Annotated in this window: 19 protein-coding genes; 8 read left to right on the top strand and 11 right to left on the bottom strand. The window is 67.8% G+C overall.

The window, feature by feature from the left end; translation table 11 throughout:
- The first annotated feature begins 312 nt into the window (after nt 1-312).
- From I5E68_RS04505 to I5E68_RS04515, 3 genes are all read left to right on the top strand, one after another.
- A complete protein-coding gene (locus tag I5E68_RS04505) occupies nt 313-1,005 on the top strand; it encodes a Tim44/TimA family putative adaptor protein (RefSeq protein WP_197161159.1) in 693 nt (230 codons plus the stop codon).
- A gap of 231 nt (nt 1,006-1,236) precedes the next feature.
- A complete protein-coding gene (gene mltA / locus I5E68_RS04510) occupies nt 1,237-2,361 on the top strand; it encodes a murein transglycosylase A (protein ID WP_197164545.1) in 1,125 nt (374 codons plus the stop codon).
- 13 nt (nt 2,362-2,374) lie between these two features.
- Nucleotides 2,375-2,965 (top strand): Smr/MutS family protein, encoded by a 591-nt coding sequence (locus tag I5E68_RS04515; protein ID WP_197161161.1) that lies wholly within the window; start codon nt 2,375-2,377, stop codon nt 2,963-2,965.
- A 106-nt stretch (nt 2,966-3,071) separates the two neighbouring features.
- Here I5E68_RS04515 and ahpF read toward each other — a convergent pair whose 3' ends face one another.
- Together ahpF and ahpC are read right to left on the bottom strand one after the other, a co-directional pair.
- Nucleotides 3,072-4,688, bottom strand: coding sequence for an alkyl hydroperoxide reductase subunit F (gene ahpF, locus I5E68_RS04520; protein WP_197161163.1), 1,617 nt, complete (start codon nt 4,686-4,688; stop codon nt 3,072-3,074).
- A gap of 160 nt (nt 4,689-4,848) precedes the next feature.
- On the bottom strand, nt 4,849-5,412 hold the full coding sequence (gene ahpC, locus I5E68_RS04525) for an alkyl hydroperoxide reductase subunit C (RefSeq protein WP_197161166.1): 564 nt from the start codon (nt 5,410-5,412) through the stop codon (nt 4,849-4,851).
- A gap of 247 nt (nt 5,413-5,659) precedes the next feature.
- On the opposite strand from ahpC, the gene acpA reads away from it, so the two are divergent.
- Nucleotides 5,660-7,375 (top strand): acid phosphatase, encoded by a 1,716-nt coding sequence (gene acpA, locus I5E68_RS04530; RefSeq protein ID WP_228726825.1) that lies wholly within the window; start codon nt 5,660-5,662, stop codon nt 7,373-7,375.
- A gap of 44 nt (nt 7,376-7,419) precedes the next feature.
- Here the strand turns inward: acpA and I5E68_RS04535 are convergent, their stop codons facing one another.
- A complete protein-coding gene (locus I5E68_RS04535) occupies nt 7,420-7,830 on the bottom strand; it encodes an SPFH domain-containing protein (RefSeq protein WP_197161169.1) in 411 nt (136 codons plus the stop codon).
- A 179-nt stretch (nt 7,831-8,009) separates the two neighbouring features.
- On the opposite strand from I5E68_RS04535, the gene msrB reads away from it, so the two are divergent.
- Both msrB and I5E68_RS04545 read left to right on the top strand, forming a co-directional pair.
- The gene (msrB, locus tag I5E68_RS04540; RefSeq protein WP_197161172.1) at nt 8,010-8,429 is read left to right on the top strand and encodes a peptide-methionine (R)-S-oxide reductase MsrB; all 420 of its coding nucleotides are present in this window, start codon (nt 8,010-8,012) and stop codon (nt 8,427-8,429) included.
- 144 nt (nt 8,430-8,573) lie between these two features.
- Nucleotides 8,574-10,802 carry a transglycosylase domain-containing protein gene (locus I5E68_RS04545; RefSeq protein ID WP_197161175.1) on the top strand — a complete coding sequence of 743 codons (2,229 nt, stop codon included), beginning with the start codon at nt 8,574-8,576 and terminating at the stop codon, nt 10,800-10,802.
- An 80-nt stretch (nt 10,803-10,882) separates the two neighbouring features.
- Here I5E68_RS04545 and I5E68_RS04550 read toward each other — a convergent pair whose 3' ends face one another.
- The 8 genes from I5E68_RS04550 to zwf all read right to left on the bottom strand — a co-directional run bounded on the left by I5E68_RS04550 (nt 10,883) and on the right by zwf (nt 22,650).
- Nucleotides 10,883-12,145, bottom strand: coding sequence for an N-succinylarginine dihydrolase (locus I5E68_RS04550; RefSeq protein ID WP_197161177.1), 1,263 nt, complete (start codon nt 12,143-12,145; stop codon nt 10,883-10,885).
- Nucleotides 12,146-12,157: 12 nt separating this feature from the next.
- The gene (locus tag I5E68_RS04555) at nt 12,158-13,180 is read right to left on the bottom strand and encodes an arginine N-succinyltransferase (protein ID WP_197161179.1); all 1,023 of its coding nucleotides are present in this window, start codon (nt 13,178-13,180) and stop codon (nt 12,158-12,160) included.
- A 4-nt stretch (nt 13,181-13,184) separates the two neighbouring features.
- Nucleotides 13,185-14,396: a hydrolase gene (locus tag I5E68_RS04560; RefSeq protein ID WP_197161181.1), complete on the bottom strand. Its 1,212-nt coding sequence runs from the start codon at nt 14,394-14,396 to the stop codon at nt 13,185-13,187.
- 324 nt (nt 14,397-14,720) lie between these two features.
- Nucleotides 14,721-17,507: a phosphoenolpyruvate carboxylase gene (locus I5E68_RS04565; protein ID WP_197161182.1), complete on the bottom strand. Its 2,787-nt coding sequence runs from the start codon at nt 17,505-17,507 to the stop codon at nt 14,721-14,723.
- Between the two features lie 92 nt (nt 17,508-17,599).
- Nucleotides 17,600-18,229 carry a bifunctional 4-hydroxy-2-oxoglutarate aldolase/2-dehydro-3-deoxy-phosphogluconate aldolase gene (gene eda / locus I5E68_RS04570; protein WP_197161184.1) on the bottom strand — a complete coding sequence of 210 codons (630 nt, stop codon included), beginning with the start codon at nt 18,227-18,229 and terminating at the stop codon, nt 17,600-17,602.
- A complete protein-coding gene (locus I5E68_RS04575) occupies nt 18,226-19,209 on the bottom strand; it encodes a glucokinase (protein WP_197161186.1) in 984 nt (327 codons plus the stop codon). Before I5E68_RS04575 ends, eda begins: the two co-directional genes overlap by 4 nt.
- A 71-nt stretch (nt 19,210-19,280) precedes the next feature.
- Nucleotides 19,281-21,110 carry a phosphogluconate dehydratase gene (edd, locus tag I5E68_RS04580; RefSeq protein WP_197161188.1) on the bottom strand — a complete coding sequence of 610 codons (1,830 nt, stop codon included), beginning with the start codon at nt 21,108-21,110 and terminating at the stop codon, nt 19,281-19,283.
- A gap of 97 nt (nt 21,111-21,207) precedes the next feature.
- Nucleotides 21,208-22,650: a glucose-6-phosphate dehydrogenase gene (gene zwf, locus I5E68_RS04585; RefSeq protein WP_197164549.1), complete on the bottom strand. Its 1,443-nt coding sequence runs from the start codon at nt 22,648-22,650 to the stop codon at nt 21,208-21,210.
- Nucleotides 22,651-23,036: 386 nt separating this feature from the next.
- Here zwf and I5E68_RS04590 point away from each other — a divergent pair, with 386 nt between their 5' ends.
- Nucleotides 23,037-24,023 carry a sensor histidine kinase gene (locus I5E68_RS04590; RefSeq protein ID WP_197161191.1) on the top strand — a complete coding sequence of 329 codons (987 nt, stop codon included), beginning with the start codon at nt 23,037-23,039 and terminating at the stop codon, nt 24,021-24,023.
- A 337-nt stretch (nt 24,024-24,360) separates the two neighbouring features.
- Nucleotides 24,361-25,821 (top strand): porin, encoded by a 1,461-nt coding sequence (locus tag I5E68_RS04595; protein ID WP_197164551.1) that lies wholly within the window; start codon nt 24,361-24,363, stop codon nt 25,819-25,821.
- The last annotated feature ends 173 nt before the right edge of the window (nt 25,822-25,994 follow it).

Here is a 25,994-nt window from a genome sequence, read left to right on the forward strand (position 1 = left end):
TTTTTGGGTCTCGTGGAACACCCGGAGGCGGCGAAATTGTGCCTTGCCTGCGGGTTTGCCCGGAAAAGAGACGTCGAAGCAGCGCCTCGTCCTGTCGAAAAATTCCACCCAACGAGGCACTCACGCGTTGTTCATTTGTAATGCGTACCTATCTCAGGCTATGTTGATAGCAAGAAACTGGCGCCGCGGAGCCCTTTAGAAAAGGGGTCCGAAGGGCCGCATCGGAAGGCCTCCATGCAGGGGGACCTTCAGGCGACCCGGTTGACGGGATGGCACCTGCCAGCGGCAAGACTAGGGAATAGGCATTCGCACGTGACACCGGAAATCGTAATCCTGGCCATGATCGCAGCGTTCCTCGGACTGCGGCTCTACTCCGTTCTCGGCCGTCGTGCCGAGCATGAGGAAGAGCCGATCCCGGGGCGTTTCGAAGGCCGCCAGGGGCAACCCGGTCCCGCGCGTCCGCACGGCCAGAAGCGGCAGGAAACCAAGGCCGACGAACGCGCTCCGGGCAATCTCGCGCAGCAGCGTCTGCGTGAAATGCCGCTGGCATCGCCCGCCGTCGAGCGTGGCCTTTCGGCCATTGCCGCGGCTGATCGCCGCTTCGACGCGCTCGCTTTCATGGAGGGCGCACGCAGCGCCTATCGCATGATCCTCGAGGCGTTCTGGAACGGCGACAAGGCCGAGCTGCGCGGGCTTTGCGACGACGATGTCTACGACAGCTTCTCCTCGGCCATCGACGCGCGACTCGAAGCGGGCGAGACCCTCGACAACCGTCTGGTGCGAATCGACGAGGTGACGATCGTCAACGCCGGGCTCGAATCGGGCGAGGCACGCATCACGTTGCGCTTCCGTTCGGACATCGCGGCGGTGACCCGCAACGCGGAAGGGCTGGTCGTGGCCGGTTCGCTCGACGATGCGATCGAGGCGGTCGATGTCTGGACCTTCTCGCGCATGGTCAACTCCGCCGACCCCGACTGGGTGCTCGAGGAAACCGACGCGGGCTGATCCGCGCGAAGCAACTGCACGAAAAGTTCGGGGCGGGACGCAAGTCTCGCCCCGAACTTTTTGCGCTGCAGGGCCTCGACCACCGGCAGGCCCCGCGATAAGTCGAAGAGAGCCGCGCCGCCTTTTGCGCGCGGCGCTGGAGAATTCCCCGTGCCTCGTAGAACCAAGCCGCGCTTCAGGGCGCTCGCGACATGGCTGATCGGCAGCGCGCTGCTTGCGGCATGCGTGCGCATGGTGCCCGAGGGCGGGCTCTCGGGCGGCACCGTACCTGCGCCGCTACCCGAGAATGCGCTCGCGCTTGGCGTGCGGCCCGGCCCTGCGGTGGCGAGCCTGCCGCTCGGCCAGCGCGATGCGCGCGCGGCGCTGGCAGGCTTTGGCGAGAGCTGCCCCAAGCTGCTCTTGCGCGAAGACCTTACCGGGCTCACCCGCCCGGCCGACTGGAACAGCGCCTGCGCCGCCGCGCGCGGCTGGTCGCCCGCCGATGCGAAGGGCTTCTTCACCCAGTATTTCGAGGCCGTGCGCGTGGGCGATTCGCGCGCCTTCGCCACCGGCTACTACGAGCCCGAGATCGTCGGCTCGCGCACCCGCCAGCCGGGCATAGAGGTGCCCGTCTACGGCATGCCGAGCGACCTCGTGCGTGCACGCGCCGGCGATGCGCAGCCGCTCGAAAGCGGGCGCATGCCGATCGGGCGCTACGACGAGGCGGGCCGCTTCGTGCCCTATTTCGAGCGCGCGCAGATCGAGCAGGGCGCGCTCGAGGGCCGCGCGCCGGTGATCGCCTGGGTGGCCGATCCGGTCGAGTTCTTCTTCCTGCAGGTCCAGGGTTCGGGCCGCTTGCGCGCGCCCGACGGCAGCGTGACGCGCATCGGCTATGCCGGGCAGAACGGCCTCGCCTATACCGGCATCGGCAAGGTCATGCGCGATCGCGGGTTGCTGGGCGAGGGGCCCGGCCAATATGCCGGTTCGATGCAGGGCATCATGCAGTACATTCGCGAGAACCCGGAGGCGGGTCGCGCGCTGATGAACGAGAACCGCTCCTGGGTGTTCTTCCGCGAGCTGACCGGCGACGGGCCGCTGGGCGCGATGGGCGTGCCGGTGCGCGCGCGGGGTTCGGTCGCGACCGACCCGCGCTTCGTGCCGCTCGGCGCGCCGGTCTGGCTCGACCTGGATCGCGCAGAGGCGGATGGCCTGTGGGTCGCGCAGGACACTGGCGGCGCGATCAAGGGCGCCAATCGCTTCGATACCTTCTGGGGCGCGGGCGACGATGCGCGCCTGACCGCGGGCGGAATGAGCGGGCGCGGCGAGGCGCTTGTGCTGGTGCCCAAGGGTACGCTCGGGCGCCTCGGCGTCGAGTAGGAACGAGGGTGGCGTGAGCAAACCGGGACGCAAGCTGAGCGAGGAAGAGGCGCAGATCTGGGCGCAGGTCGCCCGGACCGTGACCCCGCTCGAGCGGCGTCGGTCGCGGCGCGAGGTGCTGACAGGCGCCGCCACGACCCCGGCCAAGCCCGTGCCCGCGGTCCCGGCTAAACCACCTGCGCCGCCGAAGAAGGTGAAGGGGCGCGTGCCGCCGCCCCAGCCGCCAAAGCCTGTCGCGCCGCCCCGGCCCGAAGCCGCGCCGCACCTCGACGGCTCGTGGGAAAAGCGCATCGCGCGTGGCACGCTGGTGCCCGATTTCAGCCTCGACCTGCACGGATCGAACCTCGATCAGGCCTACATGCGGCTGATGCACGGCCTTTCGCAGGCCAAGGCGATGGGCGCGCGCGTGGTGCTGGTGGTGACCGGCAAGGCGCGCCAGAACGAGGCGATGGACCGGGGCGAGCGGCGCGGTGCGATCCGTGCCAAGCTCGCCGACTGGCTCTCGGCGAGCGAGCACGCCAGCGACGTGGTTGCCCTGCGCGGTGCGCATCGCCGTCATGGCGGGCCGGGCGCGCTTTACATCGTGCTCAAGCGGCGGCGCTGAGCCGCGCGTTCGCGAGCGTGACGACGTAAAAAGGGGCAGGGAGTCTTTCGACTTCCCGCCCCTTTTTCATTGCGACCCGAAAGTACTCGGGGAAGTTATGGGCGTGTCAGGCGTCGACCTTCTCGGCAGCATCCTGTGCCGCCTGCGCAATCTCGGCCGGGGCCTCGTTGCGGATCAGGAAGTCGAAGGCCGAGAGGGCGGCCTTGGCGCCTTCGCCCATCGCGATGATGATCTGCTTGTAGGGCACGGTGGTCGCATCGCCTGCCGCGAAGACGCCGGGGATGTTGGTCGCCGCCTTCTGGTCGATCACGATCTCGCCGCGGTTCGACAATTCGACGCCGCTATCCTTGAGCCACTCGGTGTTGGGCACCAGACCGATCTGCACGAAGATACCCTCGAGCTCGACGGTGATTTCCTCGTCGCTCGCACGGTCCTTGTACTTGAGGCCATTGACCTTCGAACCGTCGCCGGTGACCTCGGTGGTCTGGGCATTGGTGATGATGGTCACGTTGCCCATCGACTTGAGCTTGTTGACCAGCACCTGGTCGGCGCGCAGCTGGGTGTCGAATTCGATCAGCGTGACGCTGCCCACGATGTTGGCAAGGTCGATCGCCGCCTCGACGCCCGAGTTGCCACCACCGATGACCGCGACGCGCTTGCCCTTGAACAGCGGGCCGTCGCAGTGCGGGCAATAGGCCACGCCCTTGGTCTGGTACTCGGCTTCACCCGGCACGCCCAGCTGGCGCCAGCGCGCGCCGGTGGTGAGGATGAGCGAGCGGGCCTTGAGCGAGGCGCCGTTCGTGAAAACGACCTCGTGGTAGCCGCCAAGCTCCTTGGCCGGGATCAGCTTCTCGGCCCGCAGCAGCGGCATGGTGTCGATGTCGTACTCGGCGATGTGCGCGTCGAGTGCGGAGGCGAGCTTGGGACCTTCGGTATAGGGAACCGAGATGAAGTTCTCGATGCCCATGGTGTCCTGCACCTGACCGCCCATGCGCTCGGCGGCGATGCCGGTCGAAAAGCCCTTGCGCGCGGTGTAGATCGCAGCGCCTGCACCAGCCGGGCCGCCACCGATGACGAGCGCCTCGAAGGGCTTCTTGCCCGCCAGCTTGGCCGCGGCCTTCTCGCCCGCCTTGGTGTCGAGCTTGGCGAGGATCTCGGCGACGTCCATCTTGCCCGAGCCCCACATGGTGCCATCGAGGAAGACAGCCGGGACGGCCATGACGCCGCGGTCCTCGACCTCGGCCTGGAAGGCGCCGCCCTCGATCAGGGTGGCCTTCACACCGGGGTTGTTGAGCGCCATCAGGGTAAGCGCCTGCACCACGTCGGGGCAGTTGTGGCACGAGAGCGAGAAGTACATCTCGAAGTCGTAGTCGCCCTCGAGCTCGCGGATCTGGGTGAGCACGTCCTCTTCGACCTTGGGCGGGTGACCGCCGGCCCACAGCAGGGCGAGGACGAGCGAGGTGAACTCGTGGCCGAGCGGAACACCGGCGAAGCGAACGGACGCTTCAGGGTTCGACACACGGCGAATTTCGAAACTGGGTTTGCGGGCATCATCGCCGTCGAAGCTGGCCGAAACCTTGTCGGACAGACTGTCGATGGTGGTCAGCAGCTCGCGGGTTTCCGCCGACTTCGCATCGTCGCCAAGCGAGGCGACGAGCTCGATCGGTTCGCGCAGCATGCCGAGGTACTGGGAGAGCTGTTGCTTCAGGTTGGCGTCGAGCATCTGGGGGTCCTTTTGGATAAAAGAGTGCGTTGGGAGAGAGGAGGGGGCGGCCCGGGGCGTGCCTCGCGGAGCCGCGCGGGCTCCGGGGGAGGGATGCCCCGGGCCGCGCGCCTCCAGCACGCGACCCGGTGACCGCCTGTGCGGTCAGTCGCGGCTGTTCTTAGATCTTGCCGACGAGGTCGAGCGAGGGAGCGAGGGTCTCGCTGCCTTCTTCCCACTTGGCCGGGCAGACCTGGCCGGGGTTGTTGCGCACGTACTGCGCGGCCTTGATCTTGCGGACCAGTTCCTTCGCGTTACGGCCAACGCCCTCGCAGGTGATTTCCATGATCTGGATGACACCGTCGGGATCGACGACGAAGGTGGCGCGGTCGGCGAGGCCGGCTTCGCGCAGGACGCCGAACTTGTTCGAGAGCTCGTGGTTCTGGTCGCCCAGGAAGCCGAACTTCAGCTTGCCGATCTTCTCCGAGGTGTCGTGCCATGCCTTGTGGCTGAAGTGCGTGTCGGTCGAGACGCCGAACACTTCCACGCCCATGCCCTGGAGGGTCTCGTACTGCTCACCCAGGTCCTCGAGCTCGGTCGGGCACACGAAGGTGAAGTCGGCGGGGTAGAAGAAGAAGACCGCCCACTTGCCGGCGATGTCTGCTTCGGTGACGTCGAAGAAGTCCTTGCCCTGCTGGAATGCGGTGTTCTTGAACGGCTGGATCGTGCTGCCGATGATACCCATGGATATATGCTCCCTCGTTGGGTGTGTTGAACTGACGAGGGTGAGATAGGAGGGATGCGCGCGGTTTTGTAGCGTGTTGATCCGATTGGGTTGATCGATTTACTCGATCATAGAGTTATCCACTGAGCGATTATGTCGATAAGCCGCGCAGAGCCGCGAGGTGGCGCATGGCAATCAGGTCGCTTCCGAAGCTTTGTGATACACTATATCCTTGCTGCGCTGCGGCGAGCCGGGTAGAGCGCGAGCCATGTCGCACGAAGAAGATGGCGCCACGACGCCTTCGCCAGCTCTCCACAATACGGCCAGCGCGCTTGACGAGGGCAGCCCCGCGAGCCCGCAGCGCCGCAGGGTCCTGACCGGCCTGATGGCGAGCGCAGGCGCCGCGGTCGTCGCCCCGACGATCGCATCGGGCCAGGCCGAGGCACGCAGCCGCCCCCGCGCGCCGCGCGCGGTGAGCGACGCGCAGCTCGCCGCCATGATCGACACGGTGGTCGTGATCTTCGCGGAGAACCGCAGCTTCAACAATCTCTTCGGCGACTTTCCCGGTCTCGAGCAGCCGCTCGCCGCGGTCTCGCCCGAGCGCGCCCGCCAGCGCGACCGCGACGGCAGCATTCTGGCGCAGCTCCCCCCGGTCTGGGACGGGGTAGTGCCGGACGAACAGGTGGTCGAGCATCGCAGGTTCAAGATCGGACAGGACGACATCGCCCCGCTCGCCAATGCGCCCTTCGCGCTGGCGACGCCCGAGGGCGATCCGCTGCCGCATGGCCTCGTCACGCGCGACCTGATCCATGCCTTCTACAACAACCAGCTGCAGATCAACGGCGGGGCGAACGACGGTTTCGTCGCCTGGGGCGACAGCGGCGCGCTGACCATGGGGCACTATGCCGACAATGCGGCAAACCTGCGGCTGTGGCAGATCGCGCGCGAGTTCACGCTGTGCGACAACTTCTTCATGGGCGCCTTCGGTGGCTCGTTCCTCAACCACCAGTACCTGATCGCCGCACGCCCGCCGTTCTATCCCGAGGCCGACAAGAGCCCGGCGAAGGGGCGCATCGTCCAGCTAGAGGGCGACGATCCCAAGGGCATCGTGCCCAGGCAGACCGCACAGTCGGCCAAGAGCGCGATGGACGGGCCGGTACGCTTCGTTCCCGACTCGCTCTCGCCCGACTTCTACGCGGTCAACACCATGCTGCCGCCCTATGCACCGACCTATCAGCTCGACCCCGAGCGTCCGGGCTATTCCGACTGGTCGTACGCGCGCACGCTCGTCCCGCAGGAGCACGAGACCATCGGCGACGTGCTGAGCGAGGCGGGGATCGACTGGGCCTGGTATGCGGGCGGCTGGGACATGGCGCTGCACGGCCAGCTCAACTCGCAGGACTTCCCTTCGCGGCCCAACTTCCAGCCACACCACCAGCCGTTCAACTACTACGTCCAGTTCGGGCCCGAAAAGCCCGCGCGTGCGCAGCACCTGCGCGACGGCGGCACCGGCGAGACCGCCCGCACCAACAAGTTCCTCGCGGACGTCGCGGCGGGCCGGCTGCCGCCGGTCAGCTACTACAAGCCGCAGGGCAACCTCAACATGCACGCGGGCTACTCGGACGTCGATGCCGGTGACCGCCACATCGCGGGCGTCATCGAGGCGCTGCGCAAGTCGCCGCAGTGGGACAGGATGCTGGTCGTCGTTACCTTCGACGAGAACGGCGGCTGGTGGGACCACGTCGCCCCGCCCAAGGGCGACCGCTGGGGACCGGGCACGCGCGTGCCCGCGCTCGTCGTCAGCCCCCATGCGCGCAAGGGCGAGGTCGATCACACGATCTACGACACCGGCTCGATCGCGCGCTTCATCACCCGCCGCTTCGGCCTTCGCAAGCTGCCCGGGCTCGCCGAGCGCGAGGCGGCGATGATTGCCGCGGGCGGCCCGCCGCCGGGCGACCTGACCGGCGCGCTGCGCTTCGACTGAGGTGCCCGCCGGGCTGGTCAGGTGGCTATCGCTGACCCTCGTGCCTAGCGGGGGCGTGCACCGGCCTCGAGGATCGGCAGGCCGCCTTCGGTCGGCACGTAGATAATCTGGCCCTTCGATTCCTCGAGGTTCTGGATGTAGAGGTAACGCAGGTAGCCTTCCGGACCGCCGAGGCTGTCGGCGACGATGCGGTTGGCTGCCGCGAGCCCCTTGGCGCGCTCGACTTCGGCCTTGGCCTTGAGCTTGGCGCTGTCGAGCGCGGCCTGCGCTTCGAGCACCGCGATGCGCCGGTTCTGCGTCGCCTGCGCGAGCTGCGCCTCGCCCGCGACCTGCGCGTTCCACACCCGCAGCGAATTGTAGGCCGCGCACGAGCCCAGGCCGCCGCCCACGACCACCACGAGCAACAGGAAAAGCGCGAGCCCGATCTTGATCAGGCTGTCGGACGTACGGTTCATTGACTTGTCCCCCAAGGATTTCGTCGTTTCATCCTAATGGCTTGGCGGGGGCGGGCAAGCATATCCGGACAGGTGCTCCGGGCCGGGTGCAAGGAAGGGCACACGGAAGGGGGCGCAGGGCAGGGGGGATGACAGGCGCAGGGCAGGCTCCCATATCGGGTGCCAAGGAGAAGCATTCCATGACCGACAAGCTCAACCTGACCGAAGCCGAGTGGCGCGAGCGCCTGACCCCCGAGCAGTACCATATCCTGCGCGAGGCGGGCACCGAGCGGGCCTTTACCGGCAAGTACGAGCAGAACAAGCAGTCCGGCCTCTATACCTGCGCGGCCTGCGGCGCGCCGCTGTTCGAATCGGAGACCAAGTACAACTCGGGCTCGGGCTGGCCGAGCTACACCGCTCCCGTCAGCGAGGGTGCGGTCGACGAGCACCGCGACATGTCGCACGGCATGATCCGGACCGAGGTGACCTGCGCGCGCTGCGACAGCCATCTGGGGCACATGTTCCCCGACGGCCCCGGACCGACGGGGCTGCGCTACTGCATCAATTCCGCCTCGCTCGAGTTCGAGCCCGAGGAGGGCAACGAGAGCTCGGGCGGCTGAGGCTTGCAGCGACGGCCTTTCGCAATCTGCCAAAGGCCGTCGCAATTCGACGGGTGCCTGTTAACGGCGGGTTACAAATCGCCATGCAAGGTGTAGAGCCTTGAGGGGACATCGTTGTCCGCAAGAGGGATCTGCACCTAGGATATGGCCAAGAATTCCGGCCGGCGCCGCAAGTCGGGCGCATCTTCACCCCGCAAATCGTCGAAGAAGCCGCTCTGGCGCCGGGTGATCACCGCGGCGCTGGTGTGGGGCATCGCGCTCGCCGTGCTCGGAGCCGTGTTCCTCGGGACCGCGGTGTTCTTCACCTTGCGCGAACTGCCCAGCTTCACCGCGCTCAAGTCGAGCCAGAACGGGCAGATGATCGTGGTGCGCGCCAACGACGGCAGCGAACTCGTCTCGCTCGGGCCGAGCTATGGCAAATGGCTGAGCGCGGCCGAAATTCCGCAGATCATGAAGGATGCGATGGTCTCCGTCGAGGACCGCCGCTTCTACCAGCATCCCGGCGTCGATCCGCTTGGTCTCGCCCGTGCGGTCTGGGTCTCGGCGGTCACCGGCGACGGGGCCAAGGCGACCTCGACGATCACGCAGCAGCTCGCGCGCAACGTGTTCCTCAACAACAGCCGCTCGTTCACCCGCAAGGCGCGCGAGGGCATTCTCGCGCTCGCGCTCGAGCGCAAGTTCTCGAAGGACCAGATCCTCGAGCTCTATCTCAACAAGGTCTATTTCGGCGGCGGCGCCTACGGGATCGACGCGGCCAGCCGCAAGTTCTTCGGCCACCCCGCGACCACGCTCTCGACCGGCGAGGCGGCGATCATAGCGGGCCTCGTCAAGGCGCCCTCGAACTACTCGCCCACCGCCGACGTGCAGGCCTCGATCGACCGTGGCAACGTGGTACTCGGGCTGATGGCCAAGAACGGTGCGATCACGCAGGGCGAGGCCAATGCGACCAATCTCGACGAGGTCGAGATCGCCGCGCAGGAAGGCCAGAACTCGGTGCGCTACTTCACCGACTGGGCACTGCCCCAGCTCGACATGCTGCTGCCCGAGACGAGCGAGCCCATCGAGGTGTGGACCACGCTCGACCCGGCGATGCAGAAGGCGGCCACCGCCTCGATCGACGGCAACGTGCCCAAGGGTACGCAGGGCGCGTTGGTCAGCCTCGACCGCGACGGCGCCGTGCTCGCGCTCGTGGGCGGCACCGACTACGTCAATTCGAACTACAACCGCGCGACCAGCGCGGTGCGCCAGCCGGGTTCGGCATGGAAGCTGTTCGTCTACATGGCAGCGCTCGAGGCCGGGTACACCCCCGATGACGGCGTGGTCGACGAGCCGGTGACGATCGACGGCTGGAGCCCGCAGAACGCGGGGCGCAACTATGCCGGGCAGATCGATATCCGCACAGCCTTCGCCTATTCGAAGAACACCATTGCCGCCAAGCTGGGTCAGGAAGTGGGCTTCGGCACGGTCGCCAGCATGGCGCGCCGCTTCGGCATCACCACGCCCATCGACACCAATCCCTCGATGGTTCTGGGCACCTCGGAAGTGCGCCTGATCGACATGACCCGCGCTTTCGCGGCGGTCTCGGCGGGCGGCACCTCGGTCGAGCCCTATGGCATCCGCAAGGTGACGACGACCTCGGGCGAGGTGCTCTACGAGCACAAGTCGGTGCGCGGGCAGGTGCTCGTGCCGCACTATGTCGCGGCGGGGATCACCGACCTGCTGCAGACCACCGTTGCAACTGGCACAGGCCGCGCCGCACAGATCGGACGGCCGGTCGCGGGCAAGACCGGCACCACCAGTTCGAACAAGGACGGCTGGTTCCTCGGCTTCTCGAGCGGGATCACCACCGGCGTGTGGATGGGCCGCGACGATGCCAAGCGGGTCGGCGGCCTCTCGGGCGGCCATGCCCCGGCGCGCGCCTTCTCAGACTACATGAAGGTGGCGGTGAAGAAGCGCCCGGTCGAGGAATTCGACACCGAGCTCAAGCTGCCCGAATGGCAGCTCGAACCCGACGACGAGTACCTCCAGGGCGATCCCGAGGACTATTACTACGTCGACGAGAACGGCAACATCGTCGAGCCGGGCGCGGGCGCCAATGGCGACCAGCCGATCTACGAGGACGGCAGCGTCGGGCCCGGCCCTGGTCCGGGCGCGCCTCCGGTCATGGTCGATCCGGGCACGCCGCCAGCGGCGAACGACGACTTCCTCGACCGCGCGACCGGACGGCAGGGCGCACAGTACGACGCGGGACCACAGCGCACGCCGGCGAGTTCGAGCGTGAACGTCGTGCGGCCCCAGTCGCAGGCCCCGCAGCGCCAGCAGAGCGGGGCGCCGCAGTCGATCTTGCCGCAGCAGCAGCGCCAGCCGCAGTAACGCCAGCCGCAGTAGCCTGGGCGGCTATCGGCACCAATTCAGGAAGGGGGCGCGCCGCAAGGCTGCGCCCCTTTCGCGTATCAGAAGCTCTCGCGGTCGAGTTCGTGCAGGCCGAGCACGGCGCACAGCGCGGTACGCGCCTCGATGCAGCGGCGCCACAGGTCCGGATCGCCCAGATCCTCGACCGCGATCTCCTCGGGCCAGTAGGCGCGCACGACCGCCTCGATCGCGTCGAGCTTTTCGGGCGTGGCGATGAAACGGGGATCGACGTGGGCGGGATCGGCGACGACGCGCAGGCGCAGGCAGGCGGGACCACCGCCGTTGGCCATCGATTCGCGCAAGTCATGGACGAACAGTTGGCGGATCGGGCCGTTGCCCGCGACGTGGGCTTCGAGCCAGTCCCATACGGCGGGCGTCTCGCGCGCCTCGCCGGGGAGCACCAGTGCGGTCTCGCCCGAGGGGAGAGTGACCAGCTGCGCGTTGAACAGGTACGAGGCGATGGCGTCGCTCAGGCTGACCGCGCTGGCCGGGACCTCGACGATCTCGATCTCGGGCACCTTCTCGCGCAGCTGCGCATAGACCGCCTCGCGCTCGGCGAACGCGAGCTCGTGGGTGAGCAGCACGCGCTCGTTGGCGACGGCGACAACGTCATTGTGAAAGGCACCCGCGGCGATGGCCTCGGCCGACTGCTGCGCGAAGACGGTGCGCGCAGGGTCGAGCCCGTGGATGCGCGCAATCGCCTCGAAGGCCTCGCGGTGCTGGCGTGCGGGGAAGGGGCCGCCGGTCTCGCCATAGACGAAGACCTCGACACCCGGCTCCGCGTGCGAGAGGCACAGGCGCATGTGGTTGGCCGCGCCCTCGTCGCCGAAGGGGGGCGGGACCGGCGGGTGGACCGCGAAGTGCGCCTCGTCGGCAAAGGCAAGGCTGAGCTGGGCCAGGGTCTCGTGCCATTCGTGGCTGCGGTGCGGCATCGTCACAAGGTTGGCGACGGTCAGGTGGCAGCGCGCGTCGGCGCAGTCGGCGGCGGGGCTGACGGTGGCGGCATTGGCGGCCCACATCGGCGAGGCCGACATGGCATTGGCGCGCAGCGCCTGCGAGGCGGCTTCCATGCTGGTGCCAAGGCGCGCCAGCCATGCCTCGTCGGGGCGGCGCTGGGGCACGAAGAAGCCCTGCGCCAGCCCCAGCTCGAGGTTGGCGCGCATCTTGGCGAGCCCTTGAAGCGCGGCATCGCGCGGACGCGAGACCTTGCCCAGGTTCTTCGCCGAGGCGAGATTGCCGAGACTGAGCCCTGCGTAGTTGTGGCTGGGGCCGACGATGCCGTCGAAGTTGATTTCGGTGATCATTGCGGGGGTTCCTCAGGCAGGCGCGCAGGTCAGCGCATCGCCGGTTCCGACGCCGAGCAGCGCGGCGGCTTCCTCGTCGATGGTGACGGAGCCGTCCGCGTTCTCGACAAGGCGGGCCTGACAGGCGCGGAAATCGGCGAGGCGGCCATGCGAGACGATGTGCGTCGGCGTGCCTTCCTGATCGGCGGTGAGCGCCGAGATTGTCAGCTCGCGCGCCTGTCGGATGGTGCGGATGCGGTCGGTGTCCGCGATCATGGTCGGGCCGCCGTCGAAGATGTCGACATACTTCTGGTAGGAGAAGCCCTCATCCTCGAGCATGCGCATCGCCGGACGGCCGGAATAGTGCGGCTGGCCCATGACCTGACGCGCCGCGTCGGACAGCAGCGCGGTATAGATCGGGTGCTTGGGCATGAGGTCGGCGATGAACTGGTTGCCGTGGCGCGCGTTGAACTCGTCCGCCTCGTGGAACGACATGTCGAAAAAGCGCCCGGCCAGCCCGTCCCAGAACGGCGAATTGCCCGCATCGTCGATCGCGCCGCGCAGTTCGGCCAGCATCTTGGGACCGAAGCGGGGGCGGTGGCCGTGGACGAAGAGGTAGCGCGAGCGCGCGAGCAGCTTGCCCACGCCTGCCGAACGCTCGTTCGCGTCGAGATAGAGCCCGCCGACCTCGCTCGAACCGTCGAGATCGGTGCTCAGCGTCAGCATCTCGGCGCGGAAGGTGCGGCCCAGTTCCTCGCTGTGCTGGGTGATGTGGCCGAGACGATAGGAATAGAACGGCCAGCGCGTGCCGACCTGCGAGAAGATCTGGCAGGTACCCGCGATGCGGCCCGTCGCGGTGTTCTCGAGGATGAAGACGAACAGGTCGTCGGCGATGCTCTCCTCGTCGCGCCCGAAGCAGGTCGCGGTGCGTTCGAGCTTGGCTTTGAGCGTCGGGCGGTCGGGCGGCAGGTTGGTGAAGCCGCCGCCGGTCCCCTTGGCCATGCGGTAGAGGGCGTCGAGGTCTTCCTCGCGGGCGGCGCGCAGTACGAATGTCATGGGCTCAGTCCTGCAGTGCGAGGCCGTGCCTGTCCAGCCGGTGCAGCACCAGCGCGGTCAGGCGCGCGCGCGCGTCGAGCGAATCGGCGAGCAGGAACTCGTCGGGGGAGTGGATCGCACCGCCGAGCGCACCCATCGTGTCGAGCACCGGCACGCCGCAGGCAGCGATGTTGTTGCCGTCGCACACCCCTCCGGTGTCGTTCCAGCGCATCGCCTGGCCAAGGTCGCCGGCGGCCTTGCTGACCAGCCCGTAGAGCGCCTCGGTCTCGGTCGAGATCGGCTTGGGCGGGCGCGAGACGCCGCCGTGGGCGTGGACGGTGACCTCGTGCTCGCGCGCGACCTCGGCGAAGGCGGCATCGACGAGGCGCTGCGCGCTCTCGGCGAGCTCGGGCGTGCGCGGGCGCATGTTGAAATGGAGGATCGCGAGATCGGGCACGGTGTTGTTGGGCGCGCCGCCCTCGATGCGTGCCGGGTTCACCGTGAGCCCGTCGCGCACCAGCGCGGCGAGGCGCAGCGCGAGGTCGGATGCGGCGACCAGCGCGTTGCGACCGTCCTGCGGGTTGCGCCCGGCGTGCGCCGACTTGCCGCGGATCACCACGGCATAGTTGCCCGAACCCGGCCTCGCGCGGGCCATCGAGCCGTCGGGCAGCGCGGGCTCGTAAGTGAGGGCGGCGAGCTTGCCTTTCGCGAGCTGGGCGATGAGCGCGTTGGAGGAGAGCGAGCCGGTCTCCTCGTCCGCATTGATCATGACGTCGTAGCCGAGTGTCGGCGCGCCGCGCTCGTAGGCGAGGAGGCCTTCGAGCATGAGCGAGAGCCCGCCCTTCATGTCGGCGGTGCCGGGTCCGTGAAGGGTGTTCTCGTCGAGCCAGTCGCAGGTCTGGAAGGGGTGGTCGCTGGCATAGACGGTGTCCATGTGCCCGGTCAGGATGACCCGGCGCGCGGCCTCGGGGCGCACCGAGACGACGAGGTGGCGACCATGGGGCAGAGCGCGCGGCTTGCCTTCGCCATCAACCTTCTCGACCTTGCCCGGCTCGACCAGCCGGACTTCGCCGGGCAGCGCGGAAAAGGCGCTGGCGAGCTTGTCGGCCATGGTGGCGAGGCCGTCCAGATTGGCGGTGCCGCTGTTGACCGCGGCCCAGTCGAGCGTGCGCTCCAGCACCGGCGCGCGCTCCACCGGGGCGAGGAGGTCACGTTCTTCGTGAGTCAATCCGGTCATGAAATTTTCGTCCCCTCTCGGCTTCGATTATGGCTTTTGGGGGTAACGTATGGACCCGGGCAAAGGTTGTCCACTCAGGCCGGTTTTTGCCGGTGGTCCTTCCATCCGTCATTCCCGCGCAGGCGGGAATCCAGCGCGGATCAGGGCGAAGGCTGGACGCGAGAACCTACGCCGGACGCATCAACCGCTCGCGCAACGAGGCTGTGAGATGCGCAGCGTCGCGTCGACTGGATTCCCGCCTGCGCGGGAATGACGAGGTAAATGGGGCGAGGGCGATGTGCAGCGCAGTGTCTGCCTGCCGCCCTCGCTTCAGTGGGCGCAGGCTTACCCGTGCGCGCCGAACTCGTTGGCGATTGCGGTGGTGATCCTGAGGCCCAGCGCATGGCAGCGCTCGATCGGCTGGATGTAGTCCTCGTGGATCTGGCCGTAGCCCGCCGCGCCGCCGTCGGGGTAGTCGCTCGGCTCGTCGACGCTGAAGTCGCCGATCGAGGGGAAGTGCACCGGGAAGGCGCGGCGCAGCTGGGCGAGGCCGTCGTCGACGCGCAGGGTGAAGAACATCTCGAGCACGTCGTCGCGGCTGATGTCGTTGGCGCGCGAGAAGGCCGGGACCATGACCGCGCGCAGGAACATGTGCTTCATCAGCGCGAGGCGCAGTGCCTGCAGCGCGCCGAGCGAGCGGCGGGTGTGCTCGCGGTCGGGCAGCGGGGCCTCGTCGGGGACGAGATCGAGCAGCTTGTGCAGCTTCATCGCATCGACGCGCAGGCGCGAGGCGAGCCGGCGGAACACGCCGGTGCGGTCGTCCTTGGTGAGGTATTCGCCGATCCTGAGGCAGGCATCGGCGATGTGCTGCTCGTCGCCGCGATAGGGGCGGCTGGCCCAGTAGGCCGAGTTGAACAGCTCGCCATAGGCGCCCACGGTCTTGATCGAGCCGAGCGCGTCGGCGGCGCGCACGAGGCGCATGATCTGGCGACCGCGCTCGCTTTCGGTAAGCAGACCCGCGATCTCCTCGACGTTGCCGTCCGCCGCGGTGCCGACGCCGGCGATGACGTTGACCGGGTAGCCCAGCTGCTGGAGGATCGAGTTGTGCGGGATCGCGCGGATCTGGCGCAGGTTCATCGTGCGGTCCGAGGCGAGGTCGGACTGGCGGCGCGACTTGCGGCTGCCGGTATCGTTGAGCATGCCCAGGCCAAAGGCGGTGATCGCGCGGCTGTAGGTGCTCGATTCGAGGTGCGCGTGCTGCACCTCGCGGATGTTGCGGTAGAAATCGAGGCTGAGGTCGGTGCGGCGGTAGAACAGGTCGGTCTGCGCATCGGCATCGGCGCCCCACAAAGGCCGCTCGGCCATGCGGGTGAGCGTTGCGAGCGCAAGCTCGTCAGAGCCGAACCACAAGTAGCCGTCGCCCCCCTGAAACGAGACCTCGGGTTCCAGCCTGATCCCGGCGCGCACGAAGCGGCGGCGCGCCCAGGGCGACATCTGCCAGTCGAAGCGGTCGTCGATGCTGGAAGGATGGCAGCCGCGGCCCATTGATTCGCCGCCGGTGTTGAAGATCAGCGCGGCGACGTCGGTCAGCCCGTTGGCGGCCATGGCTTCGGCGAGGCGGCCCTGCAGGCGCTCGATGGCGAGGGCAGCGGGGATCTGGCCGACGAAGCGGCCCGCGTCGGAAAAGCCGGTCTGGATGCAGATGCGCCCGCGCTTGCGCGCATAGTCGCGATAGGCGGGCTCTGCCAGCACGGCATCGAGGAAGCGTCCGCCATGTTCGAGCGCGGTCTCGGTCTCGAACAGGGGCGAAACGTCGACCTTGTCCTCGATCCCGAACATGCGTGCGAAATAGAGCGCGGCGAGCACGGTGGTGGGCTGCTCGCACTCGGCGACGAGCATGCGGATCGGGGTGTCGGCGTCGATGTGCTGGAGGATCTGCGCCATCGCGAGGAATTGGCGCACTGCGGTCGAGTTCTCGATCGCCAGCGCGGCGAAATTGGAACGCAGCGGAGTTACCTCGGCGAGCAGTTCGCGCATGCGCACCAGCGCTGCCTGGCTCGAGAGCGAGAGCTTGCCCTGCGGGTCGATGCGACGGCGGATCGCGTTCTGCAGTTGCGAGGCGTTCACGCGGAAGTGGATCCAGCCCATGCCGAGGCCATCGGCGCGCATCGAGGCGGCGACGACGAGCAGGTCGCGCGCGACCTCGTGCCCGGCATGGCGGGCCTCTTCCTCGAGCTGGGCGATCACGCCCTCGAGGCTGACGAGCTTGTCCGCGTGATCGGCGGTGAGCGCGTTGGCGGCGGCGGACATGGCCTCGGGATCGGAGAGGTCCTGTGCGAAGTTCTCCGCCATGCGCGTGGTGTGCGCGGCGGCGCGGCGCAGCGTTTCGGCGATGGCGCTTTCGTGCCGGTCGAGCGCGTCTGCATAGCTTTCGAGCCGCATCGCCTTTTCCTGCAGGCGGTAGCGGATCGAGGTGTTCCACGAGATGTCGGTGCGCCCGTCCATGTCGTAGCCGACCCAGGTGGCAAAGCGCACCGGCAACGGCTGCAGGCTCTTCCAGCGCTTGGGCCAGCGCTGCGCGGCGATGTCGAGCAGGCGCGCGGACATGCGCTCGCGCGCCTTCTGGCCACGCGTGATCGCGGCCATCGCGGCTCCATGTTCGTAGTCGAGCGTGATCGCATCGCGCGCGGGCGAGGCGGCGCAGACCGAGTTGTCGGTGAGACTGCCCGTGGAGGCCGAGGTAACGACCGCCTCGCTCTGTGCCGAGGTCAGCAGGAAGGTCGGGTGCGCGGTAAAGACGACGTGCGCGGCAGGGCGCTGCCAGCGCGCGGCGAAAGCGGTGAAGTCGTCTTCGCCGGCGACCGTGTCGAGGCTGGCGTCGTTGCCCTCGAGCGCCATCGTGCCGAGCAGGCGGTCGAGCCGGACCGCGCGGGCGCGGAGGCCCTCGCACTCCATCTCCGCGACCAGCGCCTCGATCGCGTCGAGGCTCATCTCGCCGTTCTCGAGTTTGCGCGAGAGTTCGAGGCCGAGCTGGAAGACCGGGTTGTAGAGCGGCGTTTGCGCGGTGAGCTTGTGCAGTTCGCTCAGGCGGGCGTTCAGATCCTCGACGGTCGAGAGGGCCGGTCCGGTCATCTAGCAGGCTCCTTGGTCACATTTCGGGAGAGGGGCGTACTCGGTTGGGAAGGCGTGGGAGGCAGCGCGGACAGCGCTGCCCCCGCAAGGTATCAGGCGGCGCCGAGCTTCGAGGCGATGCGCGCATCGGCCTCGATCTTCGCAACGTCGGGAGTGCCCTTGGGCACCATCCACGAGCCGCCCACGCAGATCACCGCGTCGAGCGCGAGCCACTGCGGTGCGTTTTCGGGGGTGACGCCGCCGGTCGGGCAGAACTTGGCGCTCGCGAGCGGGGCCGAGATCGCCTTGAGCGCGGGCGGACCGCCAGCGGCCATGGCGGGGAAGAACTTGAGCCGGTCGAAGCCCATGTCGAGCGCGAGCATGATGTCGGTCGCGTTGGCGGTGCCGGGCAGCAGCGGCACGTCGGCCTTGAGCGCAGCTTCGCCCAGCGCGGGCGTGAGGCCGGGCGAGACGAGGAATTCCGCGCCCGCATCGAGCGCCTTTTCCATGTCCGAGGGGCTGAGCACGGTACCCGCGCCGACGGTCGCGCCGGGCACGGTCTTCATCGCCTTGATGACGTCGAGCGCGCAAGGCGTGCGCAGCGTGACCTCGAGCGCAGGCAGACCACCGGCGACGAGCGCCTCGGCGATCGGCACGGCATGGGCGACGTCCTCGATCACCAGCACGGGCACCACGGGGGCGAGGCGCATCACGGCCTCGACGCGGTCGGAATAGGTGGTCATTGCGAAAGGTGCTCCCGGACATAGGCGGCAGCCGCGCCGAACAGGCCGGGCTGCGGATGGGTGATGAGCTTGACGGGAAGGCCCGCCATCATGTTGGCGAAACGGCCCTTGGCGCAGAAGCGCTCGGAGAAGCCGGACTTGAGGATGGTCTGGCGGATGCGGTAGCCGAGCCCGCCCGCGATGACGACGCCGCTCGCGCCGTGAGCGAGGGCATAGTCGCCCGCCGCCGCGCCGAGCGAGAGGCAGAAGCGGTCGACCGCCGCATTGGCCAGCGGGTCTTCCCGGGATTCCGAGGTTCCGGCAGTCCAGATCTCGATGTCGGTCTTCTCGACCAGCGGCGTGTGCTGCATCGAGGCCAGCGTCTCGTAGATGTCGACGATGGCAGGGCCCGAGACGACGCGCTCGACCGAGACGCGATTGTGGCGCTTCCTGAGGCGCGCGAGGATCGCGTCGTCGACGAGGTCGAGCGGCGCGAAGTCGATGTGCCCGCCCTCGGTTGCCTGCACGTGGTACGACTTGCCGCCGCCGCGCCAGACATGCGCGACGCCAAGGCCCGTGCCCGGGCCGAGCACGCTCAATGTGCCCTTCGCGGGCAGCGCGGTGTCAGGCCCGGCGAGGTGGACGAATTCGTCCTCGTGCGCGCAGGCGACGGCGTGGCCCACAGCCTCGAAGTCGTTGACGATGGTGTAGGAGGTCGCGCCGAGCCGCTCCTCGATCATGGCCGGGCGGATGATCCAAGGGTTGTTGGTGAACTTGATCACCTCGCCGCCGACCGGGCCTGCCACCGCGAAGGAGACCGCGCTGGGCAGGTTGCCGCCGTTCATCGCCGCGAAGGCCTGCCAGGCGAGCTGGAAGCTGCCGTGGTCCTTGGTGTGCAGCGTCGCCGGTTCGCCCAGCGTGATCTTGCCCTGCGCATCCACCGTGGCGATGGCGAAACGGGCGTGAGTGCCGCCGATGTCGACCGCAACGAGCTGTGTCATCTCTCTCTCCGAATGCCCGGCCACCCCTTTCGCGGGGGCGGCGCTGGGCGTGTCGATGGTGCTCGCCGCGCTCACAGCCCGGCGACTTGAAGCATGGCCGAGCCGCCCTGTTCGGCGCCGCTGGCATTGATGCGGAACATCGCGAAGAGCTCGCGGCCCATGCCGACTGCCGCCTGGGGGGCAGGGGCGGGTTCGCGGCCCGAGAGATCGGCGCTGGTCGAAAGCTCGCCGGTCTCGGCGCAGACGCGCACGATGTCGCCGTCGCGAAGGTAGGCGAGCGGGCCCCAGCTGCCGTCTGCGGCGGGGAGCGCCTCGGGGGTCACGTGGATCGCGGCGGGGACCTTGCCCGATGCGCCCGACATGCGCCCGTCGGTCACCAGCGCGACCTTGTAGCCACGGTCCTGCAGGATGCCGAGCGGCGGGGTGAGCTTGTGCAGCTCGGGCATGCCGTTGGCACGCGGGCCCTGGAAGCGCACGACCACGACCACGTCCTTGTCGAGCTCGCCCGCCTTGAAGGCGGCGCTGACCTGTTCCTGGGTATCGAACACGCGGGCCGGGGCCTCGATCGTCCAGCGCTCCTTCTCGACCGCGCTGGTCTTGAAGGTGGCGCGTCCCAGGTTGCCCTCGACGAGGCGCATGCCGCCATCGGGCTGGAAGGCGTTGGCGACGGTGCGCAGCATGGTGTCGTCGCCCGAGGTTTCCGGGGCGGGCTTCCAGGTCAGCTGGTCGCCGTCCATGGTCGGCTCGGTCGCATAGGCGCGCATGCCGCCCTCGGCGACGGTGAGGACGTCCTCGTGGGCAAGGCCTGCATCGAGCAGTTCGCGCACCACCCAGGCCATGCCGCCTGCGGCGTGGAAGTGGTTCACGTCGCCCGAGCCATTGGGGTAGACACGGGTGAGCAGCGGAACCGCCGCGGACAGCTCGGCGAGGTCCTGCCAGTCGACGATGATGCCTGCCGCGCGCGCCATCGCGGGAATGTGGATCGCATGGTTGGTCGAGCCGCCGGTGGCGAGCAGGCCCGCCATGGCGTTGACGATCGCCTTCTCGTCGACGACCTCGGCCATCGGGCGGTAGTCGTCGCCCTTGCGGGTCATCGCTGCGACGCGGTGCGTGGCGGCGCGGGTCAGCGACTGGCGCAGGGGGGTGTTGGGCGGCACGAAGGCCGAACCCGGGATGTGCAGGCCCATCATCTCCATCATCATCTGGTTGGAGTTGGCGGTGCCGTAGAAGGTGCAGGTGCCTGCCGAGTGGTAGCTGGCGCTCTCGCTGGCGAGCAGTTCCTCGCGCCCGACCTTGCCTTCTGCGTAGAGCTGGCGGGTCTTCTGCTTTTCCTTGTTGGAGATGCCGCTGGGCATCGGTCCCGAGGGAATGAACACGGCGGGCAGGTGGCCGAAGCGCAGCGCGCCGATGACGAGGCCGGGCACGATCTTGTCGCAGATACCCAAGAGCGTCATGCCGTCGAACATCGCGTGGGACAGCGCGACCGCGGTCGAGAGCGCGATGGTGTCGCGGCTGAACAGCGACAGCTCCATGCCGTCGAAGCCTTGCGTGACGCCGTCGCACATCGCCGGAACGCCGCCCGCGACCTGCGCGGTGGCACCCACTTCGCGCGCGAAGAGCTTCATCTGCTCGGGGTAGCGCCCATAGGGCTGGTGCGCGCTGAGCATGTCGTTGAAGGCGGTGACGATGCCGATGTTGACGGCCTTCATCGCCGCAATCGTGCCCTTGTCCTCGCCGCTCGCGGCAAAGCCGTGGGCGAGGTTGGAGCAGGACAGGAACGAGCGGTCGGAATGCTTTCCGGCCTCGCCGCGCACCATGTCGAGATAGGCGGCGCGGCTGGCCTTCGAGCGTTCGATGATGCGATCGGTGACGCGGTCTACCGCCGGGGCGAGATTGGTCATGGTCTTCTCCTGATCGCGGACGCGCGATGAGGCCGGGTGGGGGATTTCGGCCTGCAAGGCGTCCGCAGCGGGCCACGGCGGGCCCGCGTCGCGGGTCTTATTCGTGCCAGGTCACGCCGTCGCGCTCGGCGAGCGCGATCGCGGAGGACGGCCCCCAGCTTCCGGCAGTGTAAGTCTTGGGCTCGGTCGCCTGTTCCTCCCAGGCGGTGCGGATCGCGTCGATCCACTCCCACTGGGCCTCGACCTCGTCGCGGCGCACGAACAGGGTCTGGTCGCCTTCGATGAGGTCGAGCCAGAGGCGTTCGTAGGCGATGCGGCGCTGTGGCCCGGCAAAGGCGTCGGGCATCGAGATGGCGAGCGGGATCGAGCGCAGGCCGAAGCCCTCGCGGTCGAGCCCGGGCATCTTGGCCATCAGCGAAAGGGTGATGTTCTCGTCCGGCTGGAGCGAGATGACGAGCCGGTTGGGCACGGTCTTGGCGCCGCGACCCGAGAAGATCGAGTGCGGCACGTCGCGGAACTGCACCACGATCTCGGTGGTGCGCTTGGGCAGACGCTTGCCGGTGCGCAGGTAGAAGGGCACGCCCTGCCAGCGCCAGTTGTCGATGTGCGCCTTGATCGCGACGAAAGTCTCGGTCTTCGAGGGCTTGCCCAGTTCCTCGTCGTAGCCGGGCACCGCCGCGCCCGAGATCGCGCCGGCGCGGTACTGGCCGGTGACGGTCTCGTCGACCTTGATCTTGCGCAGCGAGCGCAGGACCTTGACCTTCTCGTCGCGCACGTTGGTGGCGTCGTAGGAGACCGGCGGCTCCATCGCGACGAGCGCGAGCAGCTGCAGCATGTGGTTCTGCACCATGTCGCGCAGCGCGCCCGAATCGTCGTAGTAGCCCACGCGCGATTCAAGGCCCACGGTCTCGGCCACGGTGATCTGCACGTGATTGATGTGCGCCGCGTTCCACAGCGGTTCGAACATCAGGTTGGCAAAGCGTAGCGCCAGCAGGTTCTGGACCGTTTCCTTGCCGAGGTAATGGTCGATCCGGTAGATACGCTCCTCGGGAAAGGCCGAGGCGACCGCGTCGTTGATGACCTTGCTCGATTCAAGGTCGACGCCGAGCGGCTTCTCGAGGCCGATGCGCACGTGATCGCCTGCGAGGCCGTTCTGTTCGAGCCCGCGGATGGTCGGTTCGAACAGGCTGGGCGCGGTCGACAGGAAGATCGACAGGCCCGCCTTGGGCTCGCCCACCTTCTCGGCGAGCGCGGCGAAACCGTCGATGTCGGTCGCATCGAGCTGCTGGTAGCTCAGCCGGTTGAGGAACGTCGCGAGGCTGCCGCGCCGCTCGGGCGCGAGGAACTGCTCGAGCGCCTCGCGCGCGAAGTTGCGGAAGCCCTGGTCGTCGAGATCCGAACGGGCGGTGCCGATGATCTCTATCTGCGGGTCAAGCAGCCCCTCTGCATCGAGTGCGCAAAGCGAAGGCAGGAGCATCCGGCGCGACAGGTCGCCGGTGGCACCGAAAAGGAGGAGCTTGTCGGACTTGAACTTGTTCACGTAAGCCTTTCCAACAGCGGCCACGCTCCTCCTCGCGACCTCGTGAAAATCGTTGGGCCCGAAGGCCCTCGCGAGCGCAGCATAACAAGGCTCTATGACATTCGCTAGGTTGCGCAGTTCCGATTTGAACGGGGCGCTGACGATTGTCGAAGAGCCAGTCTGATGCCGGCTTGCCCGGGACCGGGCCGGGGGCGGCGCTACACTGTCCGTGCCGCACTGTGAAGGGGGCGTGCAAGATTTGGTCGCGACTTGTGCGTTTGTCGCAACAGGATTGTCTTTGTTCCCGTTTACCCTCCCTTGTCTGGTGACGCGCTAGGCGGCATGAGACCGGATCGGCCAGCGATGAGAGCGCGGCCCGGGAAAACTGGACAAGAGGAACTTCGCGAATGGCGATCGAAGGCGTCGACCTTCTGGAACACTTGCAGACACCCGCGCTGATTATCGTGCGCGGGCAAGTGCGCTTTGCCAATGGCGCGGCGAAGGCGCTGCTGGGCGCGCACATCGTCGGGCAGGACGTGCGCATCGCGATCCGCGATCCCAAGGCGGTCGCCGCGATCCTCTCCGACAAGGGTGGAATCGCGCGCGTTTCGGGGCTCTCGACCGGGGGCAGCGTGTGGGAAGTCGACTGCAAGGTGCTCGAGGGCGGCAACCGGCTGGTCAGCCTCTACGACTTGTCCGAGCGGGTCTCGGTCGCCAAGAGCCATGCCGATTTCGTCGCCAATGCCAGCCACGAGCTGCGCACCCCGCTCGCCAACGTGATCGGCTATGTCGAGACGCTGATGAACCCCAAGGCGGGCGGCAACGAGGAACTGCGCAACCGCTTCCTGGGCACGATCCGCCACGAGGCGCAGCGCATGCAGTCGCTCATTTCCGATCTCATGTCGCTCTCGCGCATCGAGGCGCTCAAGCACGAGGTCCCCGCCGACAACGTCGATCTCGTCGCGCTGGCCAACGAGGTCGCGGGCGATTTCCGCGCCAATGCCGTGGTCAACGTGACTGCCAACTGTGCGCACGCGGTGATCGCGGGCGATCGCGGGCAAATCCAGCAGGTGCTGCGCAACCTCATCGACAATGCGCTCAAGTACGGCAAGCCGGAGGGGCCGGTCCACGTCAGCGTCGAGGCGGCGCAGACCGCCTGGGTGCTGGTCATGGTGCGCGACGAGGGCGAGGGCATCGCGCCCGAGCACCTGCCGCGCGTGACCGAGCGCTTCTACCGCGCCGACGCGAGCCGCAGCCGCGCGGCGGGCGGAACCGGGCTCGGGCTCTCGATCGTCAAGCACATCGTCGAGCGCCACCGTGGCCGTTTCGACATCGAGAGCCGTCCGGGCAGCGGCACCAGTTGTTCGCTGATGCTGCCGCTGCGCGAGGACTGAGCGCGGCGCAGGCGTCTTATCGGACACCTGTCACCACTGATCGAGAACAGGCTGCGCGAATCGGTCGAATCGGGCGAATCGCACTGGCTGTCAGGGCGCGCGAAGCCTGCGCATCGTCCAGAGGTGCGCGAACAAGATTCGTGCGTGCGACAGTATCGCTAAATGATTTTGCATCACTTCCGGTCGGTTGGACGTACCGTGCACGAAACGTCATCAAACTGACATTTGCCAGTCATACTGGCGTCGCTCCGTCGTCAACAAAGCTTCATAAGGCTGGACTGTCAGAGTGAAAAACACCGTACGAATTTCAACGGCTTCGGTCGCCGTCGCGGTCGCAATGCTGCTCCCGAATCAGGTCATGGCCGCTGGCGATGACGCTGCAATCCAGGCCCAGCTGGCCGAAATGCGCGCGCAGATGCAGGCCATGCAGAGCCGCATCGACACGCTCGAGGACCAGCTCGAGGCCGCGCAGGCCAATACCGGCGCGCCTGTCGTCGTCACTTCGTCGAACGCAGCTGCGCAGGCCAATGCCAACGCACCCGCCGTCGCCACTACGGCGATCGAGGCTGCTCCCTCGAGCAACGCGGCCACGCCCTCGGCGCCTTCGCTCGCTTCCTCGACGCCCGCCACCACGGCCCAGCTGGTCGACGCCAAGACCGGCGCGCCGGTCAAGGTGAGCTGGAAGGGCGCGCCGCAGTTCGAGAGCGAGGACGGCTTCAGCTTCAAGCTCGGTGGCCGCCTCAACGTCGATGCGGGCTTCACCAGTTTCCCGGGTTCAACCGGTCGTCGGGACGGTTTCGGCAGCGAGGTGCGCCGCGCCCGCCTGCGCGTGCAAGGCACCGTCCCCGGTGGTTTCGGCTACAAGCTGGAGACCGACTTCGCCGCCAACGACGTCACCGTCACCGACGCCTTTCTCAGCTACGAGAGCAAGCTGGGTGCGGGCGGCAATCTCGAGATCATCGCGGGCCAGCACAACACCTTCCAGGGTCTGGAAGAGCTGACCAGCAGCCTCAACACCTCGTTCATCGAGCGAGCCGCCTTTACCGACGCCTTCGGCTTCGAACGTCGCCTCGGTCTTTCGGGCATCTACACGAACGGTGACCTGCTGCTGCAGGGCGGTGTCTTCTCGGACAACATCCAGGCACTTTCGAACCGCAACTTCAGCCTCGATGGCCGTGCGGTCTACGCACCCAAGCTGGGCGATGCGCAGCTCCACTTCGGTGGCTCGCTGCACTACGCCAAGCTCGCTGGTGTCGGCTCGGTCACGCGCTATCGCCAGCGTCCCTTCGAGCACTGGTCGAGCGATCGCTTCGTCGATACCGGCGCTTTCCTCGCCGACAGCGAACTGGGCATCGGCGGCGAGGCGGCGATGATCGCCGGGCGCTTCCACGTCTCGGGCGAGACCTACGTGCAGAAGGTGAGCCGTCCCGGCTTTGCCGACCCGACCTTCTTCGGCGGTTCACTCGAGGCAGGCTACTTCCTGACCAAGGGTGACAAGCGCGGCTACAAGGCGGGCACCTTCGACCGCGTCAAGCCGGCCAACCCGGTCGGCTCGGGCGGGATCGGTGCGGTCCAGATCAATGGCCGCTACGAATATCTCGATTTGACCGATGCCGGGATCATCGGCGGTACCCAGGCGGGCTACGAGCTCTCGCTGATCTGGACCCAGACCGCCTATACCCGCGTGATGCTCAACTATGCGCGTCTGCAGTACAAGGACGCCGCCTATCCGACCGCCTCGGGCGACACCTCGTACGGTGTCGACGTCGTCGCGGTGCGCGGGCAGGTCGATTTCTGATCGACCTTGGCCCGCCGGGACCGGCGGACGGGGTGAGCCTGATCTAATGCGCTGGTTTGTCCGGGTTGCATCGCTTTCGTGCAGCGCCTAGAGGCGGGCTGCGCAAACGCACACGCAACCAGGACATCCAGCCCAGACCGCTTCGGACGCATCGCGTCGCCAGACCCGGAATT

It is taken from the genome of Novosphingobium aureum, from assembly GCF_015865035.1.
Lineage (GTDB): Bacteria > Pseudomonadota > Alphaproteobacteria > Sphingomonadales > Sphingomonadaceae > Novosphingobium > Novosphingobium aureum.